A 10,661-nucleotide genomic window follows, 5' to 3' on the forward strand; every position below is an offset into this window, starting at 1 on the left:
GGCAACGGCAAGGGCTCCTTCGGCCAGAAGACCGCGCTGCACCGGAACTGGGGCACGAAGTACAACGCGATCGTGGGCCTCGGCGACCTCACCGGGGACGGCCGACCCGACCTGGCCGCCCGCGACACCAGCGGAAGGATCTGGCGCCTGAACTCCACCACCAACGGCACCTTCACCAAGGCCGTACAGCTCGGCACCGGCTGGCAGGTCTACACCGGCATCCACTAGCACCGACGACGGCTGCCGGCCGACCTGATCGGCGGAAGGGCGGTGTTCCTCCACGGGGGTGGGGAACGCCGCCCTTCCGTTTCCCTCTCCCCGGGACGGCTCGTCCGTACCCCGGGAACGCCGGAGGCGCCCCTCCCCGAACGGGAAGGGGCGCCTCGGCGCTTTGCGGGAGGGGCGCCTACTGGGCGTCCTTCTCCTTGACCTCGACCGGCTTGCGCAGCGCGATGTTCAGCTCGCGCAGGCGGGCCTCCTCCAGGACGGTGGGCGCGCCCATCATCAGGTCCTGGGCGTTGCCGTTGAGCGGGAAGGCGATGGTCTCGCGGATGTTCGGCTCGTCGGCCAGGAGCATCACGATGCGGTCCACGCCCGGGGCGATGCCACCGTGCGGCGGGGCGCCGAACTGGAAGGCGCGCAGCATGCCCGCGAACTCGGTCTCGACGGTCTCCTTGGAGTAGCCGGCGATCTCGAACGCCTTGAACATGATCTCGGGCTCGTGGTTCCGGATGGCGCCGGAGGAGAGCTCGATGCCGTTGCAGACGATGTCGTACTGCCAGCCGAGGACGTCCAGCGGGTCCTTGGTCTCCAGGGCCTCAAGGCCGCCCTGGGGCATCGAGAAGGGGTTGTGCGAGAAGTCGATCCGGCCGGTCTCCTCGTCCTTCTCGTACATCGGGAAGTCGACGATCCAGGCGAAGCGGAACACGTCCTCCTCGAACTGGCCGGCGCGCTTGGCGGCCTCGACGCGGACGGGTCCCATGATCTTGGAGACCTCGTCGAACTCGCCGGCGCCGAAGAAGACCGCGTGGCCGGGCTTGAGGCCCAGGCGCTCCACGAGGACCTTGACGTTCTCCTCGGTGAGGAACTTGGCGATCGGGCCGGTGAGGGCGTTCTCCTCGCCGACGCGGACCCAGGCCAGGCCCTTCGCGCCGAGGGAGACCGCGAAGTCGCCCAGGCCGTCGAAGAACTTGCGGGGCTGGTCGCCGGTGTCCGGGACGGCCAGGGCGCGCACGTGCTTGCCCGCGAACGCCTTGAACTCCGAGTCCGCGAACACGTCGGTGATGTCGACGAGTTCCAGGGCGGTGCGCAGGTCGGGCTTGTCGTTGCCGTACTTGAGCATCGACTCGCGGAACGGGATCCGCGGGAACGGCGAGGTGACGTGGCGGCCGTTGCCGAACTCCTCGAAGAGCTCGGTCATCAGCTTCTCGATCGGCTGGAAGACGTCCTCCTGCTCGACGAAGGACATCTCCACGTCGAGCTGGTAGAACTCGCCCGGCGAGCGGTCGGCGCGGGCGTCCTCGTCGCGGAAGCAGGGCGCGATCTGGAAGTACCGGTCGAAGCCGGAGATCATCAGCAGCTGCTTGAACTGCTGCGGGGCCTGCGGCAGGGCGTAGAACTTGCCCGGGTTCAGGCGGGACGGGACCACGAAGTCGCGGGCGCCCTCGGGGGAGGTCGCGGTCAGGATCGGGGTCGCCATCTCGTTGAAGCCGAGGGCGCGCATCTTGTCGCGGATCGAGCCGATGACGGCGGAGCGCAGCATGATGTTGCGGTGCATGCGCTCGCGGCGCAGGTCGAGGAAGCGGTACTCCAGGCGGCGCTCCTCGTTGACGCCGTCGTCCGTGTTGATCGTGAACGGCAGCGGGGCGGCCGCGCCGAGCACCTCGACCTCGACGGCCTCGATCTCGATCTCGCCGGTGGCGAGGTCGGGGTTGATGTTCTCGGCGCCGCGGGAGACGACCTTGCCGTCCACGCGGACCGTGGTCTCCTTCGACAGCTTGTCGAGGACCTCGGCGGCGGCGGTGCCGGGACGCGCCACGAGCTGCGTGATGCCGTAGTGGTCGCGCAGATCGATGAAGAGGATGCCGCCCAGGTCTCGACGATTGTGCAGCCAGCCGCTCAGCCGGACGTCGGTGCCGACGTCAGAGGCGCGGAGCTCGCCGCAGGTGTGGGACCTGTACCGATGCATCGTTCATCCAGTTCTTCGCGATATCCGGGTGTTCTTCGCGATAGCAGGGTGGCAGTCAACCCTTGCAAGGTTACCGTCCGCCCCGGGCGCGGCCGGACGGGCGGAGCGGTCCGCCCCGGACCCGGCCGGTCCGCCCCGCCGGACGGGCGGACCGGTGCGATGACCTGTAAAGATGAGTCGGTGCGCACCGAGGACGTCCTGGCCGCCGTGGCGACCGGCCTGTGGCGCTGGGACAACGCGTCCGGGACGGTCAGCCTGGACGGCGAGGCCGCCCGGCTGCTCGGGCTGCCCCCGGAGGCTGTGGAGCTGCCGGAGTCGGCGGTGCGGTCCCGCTTCCACCCGGTGGACTGGATCGAGATCAACGGGGTGGTGAACCTCGCGGTGGCCGAGGGCACCCTGGCCGAGGCCCGGCTCCGGATCATGGACGAGGACGGTCGGGTGCTGCGTACCGTCCGCAGCCGTTCCAAGCCGCTGGTGGGCCGGACGGACTACCGGCTGATCGGCACCATCGAGGAGATCGCCGAGCCGCAGCCGGGCACCACGGCCGCGCACACCCCGATCACCGGGGACTGGCGGCGCTCCCGCGAGGCCTTCCTGCTGGACGCGGGGCGGGCGCTGGCGGAGGCCCGGTCCACCGCGGAGGTGCTGCGGGTGGCGGCCTCGCTGTCGATGCCCGGGTTCAGTCCGGACGGGCTGGCGGTGTTCGGGGTGGCGGGGGACCGGCTGCGGATCATCGGGCACCACGGGCACGGGCCGGGGGACGAGGGTCCCTTCTCCGACATGCGTCTGGAGACGGACTACCCGGCCGCACAGGTGGTGCGGACCGGCCGGGCGATCTACCTGCCGGACCCGGAGGAGTACAAGCGGCGCTTCCCGGCGACCTGGCCGCTGGCCCAGCGCTTCGGTCGGGTCTCCTGGGCCTTCCTGCCGCTGATCGTCGCGGGGCGCACGATGGGCGCCTGGATGGCGGCCTTCAAGCATCCGGTGGGCTTCTCCCCCGACGAGCGCTCGGTGCTGACCACGGTGGCCCGGATGCTGGCGCAGGCCCTCCAGCGGGCCGGGGTGGCCGAGACCGAGCGGGAGCTGACCACCGGCCTGCAGCGGTCGATGATGCCCCGCCTCGGCCCGGACATCCCCGGGATGCGGATCGCCGCCCGGTACGTGCCCACCGGCGGCGGGCTCCAGGTGGGCGGGGACTGGTACGACGTGATCCCGCTGCCCTCCGGCCGGTTCGCGCTGGTCATCGGGGACGTGCAGGGGCACGACGTGCGCGCGGCGGGGCTGATGGGGCAGTTGCGGATCGCGGTCCGCGCCTACGCCTCGGAGGGGCACCGGCCGGACGCCGTGCTCTCCCGGGCCTCGCGCTTCCTCGCCGGGATCTCGGGCTCGTACGGCTCGGCCACGGGCTCCGGGGCGGACGGGCCGGAGGAGGGGGACGCCGAGGAGGCCGACGCGTTCTCCGTACCCCGGTTCGCGACCTGCCTGTACGTGGAGTGCGATCCGGAGACCGGCTCCCTGGAGCTGGCCAGGGCCGGGCATCCGGAGCCGGCGGTGCGGATGTCCGACGGGACGGTCCTGACGCGGCCCACCGCGGGCGGGCTGCCGTTGGGCATCGTGCCCGACACCGACTACCCGACCACCCGGTTCACCCTGGAGCCGGGCGAGACGATGATGCTGTGCACCGACGGGCTGATCGAGACCGGCGGGCACGACCTGGACACCGGGTGGGCCCGGCTGCGGGCCGTCCTGGAGGCCGGCGCGGACACCGCGGGCGATCTGGACCGGCTCGCCGACCAGCTGGTGTCGGTGGTGCACGGGCCCTCCTCGCACCACACCACGGGCCCGCTGGCGGACCGCCGCGAGGACGACATCGCCCTGGTGCTGCTGTGCCGGGAAGGGCCGGGCTGCGGCTGCGGGGGCTCCGGCGGCCCGGACGGCGGGCACGTGCGCGCGGTGCGCCGCACGATGATCACCGTGGCCCAGGCGGAGCCCGAGCGGATCGCCGGGGCCCGCCGGCAGATCCGGGAGCTGCTGCACGACTGGACCGAGGAGGACCAGGTGGATTCGGCCGTGCTGATGGTCTCCGAGATGGTCACGAACGTCCTCATGCACACCGACGGGGACGCCCTGCTGACCGCCGAGGCGGTGGGCGAGCGCGGCTCCCGGCGGCTGCGCGTGGAGGTCGCCGACGGCAGCGACGAGCTGCCCCACAAGCGGCAGCCCGGCGAGATGGCCTCCAGCGGCCGGGGCGTGCTCCTGATGGAGATGCTGGCCGACGCCTGGGGCGTGGACCCCCGCGGCGAGGGCAAGTCGATCTGGTTCGAGCTGCACGAGCCGGCCGCCCCGGCGGAGGGCACCGCGGACGGGCCGGCGGACAGCCCCGAGGGTGACGGCCCCGCGGGAGCGCGCGGGGCCTGAGCCCCCGCCGCACGCGCGGGGGCTGGGCCGTGGAACCGCGCGCGGGAGCCCCCGCCCGGGTGTCCGGGCGGGGGCTCCCGCGTTCCTTCCGGCCAGGGGGGACCGGAGGTCTCCGAGGCGCCGGGCGGCTACAGACCGCCCTCGCCCATGCCGTGCACGGCCGGGACCGTGCCCAGGCGCCCCTTCTGGAAGTCCTCGAAGGCCTGCTGGAGCTCTTCCCGGGTGTTCATGACGAACGGCCCGTAGTGCGCCATCGGCTCCCGGATCGGCTGGCCGCCGAGCAGCACGACCTCCAGGTCGGGGGTGTGGGCGTCCTGCTTCTCGTCCGCGCGGACGGTCAGCGAGCCGCCCGCGCCGAAGACCGCGGTCTGGCCCAGGTGGATCGGGCGGCGCTCCGCGCCCACCGAGCCGCGACCGGCCAGCACGTACGCCAGACCGTTGAAGTCCTCCCGCCAGGGCAGGGTGACCTCGGCGCCCGGGGCCACCGTGGCGTGGATCATCGTGATCGGCGTGTGGGTGATCCCGGGACCCTGGTGGCCGTCCAGCTCCCCGGCGATGACGCGGAGCAGCGCCCCGCCGTCGGGGGTGGTGAGCAGCTGCACGGTGCCGCCGCGGATGTCCTGGTAGCGGGGGGCCATCATCTTGTCCTTGGCGGGGAGGTTCACCCACAGCTGGAGGCCGTGGAAGAGCCCGCCCGACACCACCAGGTGCTCCGGCGGCGCCTCGATGTGGAGCAGGCCGGAGCCCGCCGTCATCCACTGGGTGTCGCCGTTGGTGATGGTGCCGCCGCCACCGTTGGAGTCCTGGTGGTCGAAGGTGCCGTCGATGATGTAGGTGACGGTCTCGAAGCCGCGGTGCGGGTGCCAGGGGGTGCCCTTCGGCTCCCCGGGCTGGTACTCCACCTCACCCATTTGGTCCATCATGATGAACGGATCGAGGTGGCGGTAGTGGATCCCCGCGAACGCCCTGCGCACGGGGAAGCCCTCGCCCTCGAAGCCGGTCGGCGCGGTCGTGACGCCCAGTACGGGCCGGGACACGGCATCCGTCGGTACGGCCACCCGCGGCAGGGTCAGCGGGTTCTCCACGGTCACAGCAGGCATGGTCTGACCTCCTTCTGCTCAGAGTTTAGTTGAATCTCGAACTTTCCGCTACGTGGCACACGACAACGGACCCCCGGGAGGAATTCCCGGGGGTCCGTCGAGGTACGGAAGGGCAGGTCGGGGCCGGTGCGTCAGCCGTACATGCGCCGCATGGCGAAGTCGACCATCTGCTCCACGGCCTTCGCGTCGAAGACCATGCGGTGATCGCCCTCCATGTCGAGGACGAAGCCGTAGCCGGTGGGGAGCAGGTCGATCACCTCGGCGCCGGTGATCACGAAGTACTTGGACTCCTTGCCCGCGTACCGGCGCAGCTCCTTGAGCGTGCTGAACATCGGGATCACCGGCTGCTGGGTGTTGTGCAGCGCCAGGAAGCCGGGGTTGTCCCCGCGCGGGCAGTAGACCTTCGAGGTGGCGAAGATCTGCTGGAAGTCCTCGGCGGACAGCGAGCCGGTGGTGAAGGCCCGCACGGCATCGGCCAGAGACGGAGGCGAAGGCTCCGGATAGAGCGGCTGCTCGCCGTAGCCGGGCATCTGCTGCTGCTGCGGCTGCGGGGCGGAGTACTGCTGCCCGGCGTTCACGTTCTGGTCGTAGCCGTACATGGGCGACAGACTACCGAGCGGGAGGGCACACGACCGGTGGCGCCGGGGGATTGACTCCCGTCACAGTGTGCGGGAAGGGGTTGCTTCTTATTACTGGTGGGTAGCATCATTGTGTTACCGATTGGTACGAGTTCGCGTCCGACGTACGAGGACCTGCCTTCCCGAGCCTTAACGGAGCCGTCGCCATGGGGCACTACAAGCCGAACCTGCGAGACATCGAGTTCAACCTCTTCGAGGTCCTCGGCCGCGACAAGGTGTACGGCACCGGACCGTTCGCGGAGATGGACGGCGAGACCGCCAAGGACGTGCTGTCCGAGATCGCGCGCCTGGCCGAGAACGAGCTGGCCGCCTCCTTCGAGGACGCCGACCGCAACCCGCCGGTCTTCGACCCCGAGACCAACACCGCGCCGGTCCCGGCCTCCTTCAAGAAGAGCTTCCAGGCCTTCATGGACTCCGAGTACTGGCGCCTGGGCCTGCCCGAGGAGATCGGCGGCACCACCAGCCCCCGCTCCCTCATCTGGGCCTACGCGGAGCTGCTCCTCGGCGCGAACCCGGCCATCTGGATGTACTCCTCCGGCCCGGCCTTCGCGGGCATCCTCCACGAGGAGGGCAACGAGGCCCAGAAGCGCATCGCGCAGATCGCCGTGGAGAAGCAGTGGGGCTCCACGATGGTCCTCACCGAGCCCGACGCGGGCTCCGACGTGGGCGCCGGCCGCACCAAGGCCGTGCAGCAGGCCGACGGCTCCTGGCACATCGAGGGCGTGAAGCGCTTCATCACCTCCGGTGAGCACGACATGTCGGAGAACATCCTCCACTACGTCCTCGCCCGCCCCGAGGGCCACGGCCCCGGCACCAAGGGCCTCTCCCTCTTCCTGGTCCCGAAGTTCCACTTCGACTGGGAGACCGGCGAGCTGGGCGAGCGCAACGGCGTCTACGCCACCAACGTCGAGCACAAGATGGGCCTCAAGGCCTCCAACACCTGCGAGATGACCTTCGGCGACCGCCACCCCGCCAAGGGCTGGCTCATCGGCGACAAGCACGACGGCATCCGCCAGATGTTCATGATCATCGAGTTCGCGCGGATGATGGTCGGCACGAAGGCCATCGCCACCCTCTCCACCGGCTACCTGAACGCCCTGGAGTACGCCAAGGAGCGCGTGCAGGGTCCGGATCTGGCCAATTTCATGGACAAGTCCGCGCCCAAGGTCACCATCACGCACCACCCCGACGTGCGCCGCTCGCTCATGACCCAGAAGGCGTACGCCGAGGGCATGCGCGCGCTGGTCCTCTACACGGCCACCGTCCAGGACGAGATCGCCCTCAAGCAGGCCGCGGGCGAGGACGCCTCCGCCGCCATCGGCCTCAACGACCTGCTCCTGCCGATCGTGAAGGGCTACGGCTCCGAGAAGTCCTACGCCCTGCTCTCCGAGTCCCTGCAGATCTTCGGCGGCTCCGGCTACCTGCAGGAATACCCGATCGAGCAGTACATCCGGGACGCCAAGATCGACACCCTCTACGAGGGCACCACCGCCATCCAGGGCCAGGACTTCTTCTTCCGGAAGATCGTCCGCGACCAGGGCGCCTCCCTGAACGTCCTCTCCGAGACGATCAAGAAGTTCCTCGCCGAGGGCGTGGGCGGCGAGGAGCTGGCCCCGGCCCGCGACGCGCTGGCCAAGGCCGCCGTGGACCTCGAAGGCATCGTCGGCCAGATGATCACCGACCTCACCGCCACCGGCGAGGACGTCAAGAACATCTACAAGGTCGGCCAGAACACCACCCGCCTGCTGCTCGCCTCCGGCGACGTGGTCATCGGCTTCCTGCTGCTCAAGGGCGCCGCCGTCGCCGCCGAGAAGCTGGCCGCCGGCACCTCCGCCAAGGACACCGCCTTCTACCAGGGCAAGATCGCCGCCGCGAAGTTCTTCGCCTCGCAGGTCCTGCCGGGCGTCGGCGTCGCCCGCGCCCTGGCCGAGGCCGTCGACAACTCCCTCATGGAGCTCGACGAGGCCGTCTTCTAGGACGGGTCCGGCTCCACGACACCGGCCGCGAGGGGCCGGGGCACTGCGTCACGACAGCGCCCCGGCCCCTCGCGGCATCGGGATGTCGGCGGACCGTGGCACGCTCTAGTCATGAGCCCACAGGAGGAGCAGCACCGCAGGGGGTACTCCGTCCCGACCGGACGGCCCTACCAGCTCGCCGAGCTTCGCGGAAAGCTCGGATCACTCGGCGACCAGGTCCAGGAGCTGTACGAAGGCGCCCACCCCGCCGAGTACGAGCCCGTCACCGACGCCCTGCACGGCGCCTTCCGGACCGCCGCGGGCATGGCGCCCGCCAAGAGCTACACCGGGTGCGCCGACCACCCCGACGGCGCCCTCGACCCCGAGGCCCCCGACGGCTGGGGCCGCTGCCTGATCTGCAACGACCGCCGCCGCATGAGCATGCGCCGCCAGGGCCTCACCCCCAGCTCCGGCGCCCTCGACGCGGAACGGCCCCGCCGGCTCGGCTATCCCGTCCCGGAGGGCCCGTACACCCTCGACAAGCTCCGCGGGTACGTCCGCGAGGTCACCGAGGCCAGCTTCCACCTCTCCGTCAGCTCACCCGGCGACGCCTTCGTGGACATCGCCGACGGACTGCACCGCGCCTTCATCACCGCCCGTGAACTCTCCCGCCCCCGCAACCCCTCAGGATGCGCCGAACACCCCGGCGCGCCGATCGATCCCGACGCTCCGCCCGGCGAGGGCTGTATCTTCTGCGCCGGACGGAAAAGACGCGCACAACGTTCGCCCCAGACCCCGGAGATGCTCCCGCGCATCCGGCGGGGCGAGCGACGGCAGCTCGGCCGGCGTTTCGACCGTCCGTCGGGCTGAGACACGGCCGGACCGGGGCCCGCACCGGGAAACAGCGACACGGGGCCGCCGCCGGCCGGGGGAGTCACACCTCACGCGCCCCGGCCACGGCCGCCCGACCCACTCCGGACCCGCTGAACACGACCGTCGTTAAGGTGAACCACATGAGCTCTCCCGCCCGCTTCGACCGCGGCCACACCGACGACCTGATGACCTTCCTGGCGGCGAGCCCCTCGCCGTACCACGCCGTGGCCAACTCCGCCGCGCGCCTGGAGAAGGCAGGGTTCCGTCAGCTGTCGGAAACGGACGCCTGGGACGGGAGCACAGGCGGGAAGTTCGTGCTGCGCGGCGGCGCGATCATCGCCTGGTACGTCCCCGAGGGCGCCGCCGCGCACACCCCCTTCCGGATCGTCGGCGCCCACACCGACTCCCCCAACCTGCGCGTCAAGCCGCTCCCCGACACCGGCTCCCAGGGCTGGCGCCAGATCGCCGTGGAGATCTACGGCGGGACCCTGCTCAACACCTGGCTCGACCGCGACCTCGGCCTCGCCGGCCGCCTCACCCTCCGCGACGGCAGCCACCGCCTCGTCAACGTCGACCGCGCCCTGCTGCGCGTCCCGCAGCTGGCCGTGCACCTCGACCGGTCCGTCAACACCGACGGCCTCAAGCTCGACAAGCAGCGCCACATGCAGCCCATCTGGGGCCTCGGCGAAGTCCAGGAGGGCGACCTCATCGCCTTCCTGGAGGACGAGAACGGCATCCCGCAGGGCGAGGTGGCCGGCTGGGACCTGATGGTCCACTCCATCGAGCCGCCCGCCTACCTCGGCCGCGACCAGGAGCTGCTGGCCGGCCCCCGCATGGACAACCTGATCTCCGTGCACGCCGGCACCGCCGCCCTCGCCGCGGTCTCCGCCGAACCCGCCCTGCCCTACATCCCGGTGCTGGCCGCCTTCGACCACGAGGAGAACGGCTCCCAGTCCGACACCGGCGCCGACGGCCCCCTCCTGGGCAGCGTGCTGGAACGTTCAGTCTTCGCCCGCGGCGGCGCGTACGAGGACCGCGCCCGCGCCTTCGCCGGCACGGTCTGCCTCTCCTCCGACACCGGCCACGCCGTGCACCCCAACTACGCCGAGCGGCACGACCCCACGCACCACCCGCGCGCCAACGGCGGCCCGATCCTCAAGGTCAACGTCAACCAGCGCTACGCCACCGACGGCTCCGGCCGCGCGGTCTTCGCGGCGGCCTGCGAGCGCGCCGGAGTGCCCTGGCAGACCTTCGTCTCCAACAACTCCATGCCCTGCGGCACCACCATCGGCCCCATCACGGCCGCCCGGCACGGCATCCACACCGTCGACATCGGCGTGGCCATCCTCTCCATGCACAGCGCCCGCGAGCTCTGCGGGGCGGACGACCCCTACCTCCTCGCGAACGCCCTGACGGCCTTCCTGGAGGGCTGAGACCGAACCGCACGCGGCGGCGGGGGGGGGGGGGGGGCGGGGGTGTCTGGCCCCGC

7 protein-coding genes and 1 pseudogene are annotated in these 10,661 nt (G+C 71.3%); 5 read left to right on the plus strand and 3 right to left on the minus strand.

Annotation, left to right across the window (positions count from 1 at the left end; genetic code table 11):
- Positions 1 to 228 (plus strand): annotated as a pseudogene (locus tag ABTZ17_RS34020) (hypothetical protein); the annotation flags it as partial.
- A gap of 178 nt (positions 229 to 406) precedes the next feature.
- Here ABTZ17_RS34020 and aspS read toward each other — a convergent pair.
- Positions 407 to 2,188 carry an aspartate--tRNA ligase gene (aspS, locus tag ABTZ17_RS34025; RefSeq protein ID WP_352199670.1) on the minus strand — a complete coding sequence of 594 codons (1,782 nt, stop codon included), beginning with the start codon at positions 2,186 to 2,188 and terminating at the stop codon, positions 407 to 409.
- Positions 2,189 to 2,368: 180 nt separating this feature from the next.
- Between aspS and ABTZ17_RS34030 the strand changes: the two genes are divergently transcribed.
- Positions 2,369 to 4,606, plus strand: a complete 2,238-nt coding sequence (locus tag ABTZ17_RS34030; RefSeq protein WP_352199671.1) for a SpoIIE family protein phosphatase — start codon at positions 2,369 to 2,371, stop codon at positions 4,604 to 4,606.
- A gap of 128 nt (positions 4,607 to 4,734) precedes the next feature.
- On the opposite strand, the gene ABTZ17_RS34035 is transcribed toward ABTZ17_RS34030, so the two are convergent.
- Positions 4,735 to 5,706 (minus strand): pirin family protein, encoded by a 972-nt coding sequence (locus ABTZ17_RS34035; RefSeq protein WP_352199672.1) that lies wholly within the window; start codon positions 5,704 to 5,706, stop codon positions 4,735 to 4,737.
- Positions 5,707 to 5,837: 131 nt separating this feature from the next.
- Positions 5,838 to 6,305: an SseB family protein gene (locus ABTZ17_RS34040; protein WP_352199673.1), complete on the minus strand. Its 468-nt coding sequence runs from the start codon at positions 6,303 to 6,305 to the stop codon at positions 5,838 to 5,840.
- A gap of 185 nt (positions 6,306 to 6,490) precedes the next feature.
- On the opposite strand from ABTZ17_RS34040, the gene ABTZ17_RS34045 reads away from it, so the two are divergent.
- The 3 genes from ABTZ17_RS34045 to ABTZ17_RS34055 all read left to right on the plus strand — a co-directional run bounded on the left by ABTZ17_RS34045 (position 6,491) and on the right by ABTZ17_RS34055 (position 10,605).
- Positions 6,491 to 8,320 carry an acyl-CoA dehydrogenase gene (locus ABTZ17_RS34045; protein ID WP_352199674.1) on the plus strand — a complete coding sequence of 610 codons (1,830 nt, stop codon included), beginning with the start codon at positions 6,491 to 6,493 and terminating at the stop codon, positions 8,318 to 8,320.
- Between the two features lie 111 nt (positions 8,321 to 8,431).
- The gene (locus tag ABTZ17_RS34050) at positions 8,432 to 9,169 is read left to right on the plus strand and encodes a hypothetical protein (RefSeq protein ID WP_352199675.1); all 738 of its coding nucleotides are present in this window, start codon (positions 8,432 to 8,434) and stop codon (positions 9,167 to 9,169) included.
- Positions 9,170 to 9,312: 143 nt separating this feature from the next.
- Entirely contained in the window at positions 9,313 to 10,605 is a 1,293-nt protein-coding gene (locus ABTZ17_RS34055; RefSeq protein WP_352199676.1) for a M18 family aminopeptidase, read from the plus strand.
- Positions 10,606 to 10,661: the final 56 nt, after the last annotated feature.

Source organism: Streptomyces sp. NPDC097619, assembly GCF_040302735.1.
Classification (GTDB): Bacteria; Actinomycetota; Actinomycetes; order Streptomycetales; family Streptomycetaceae; genus Streptomyces.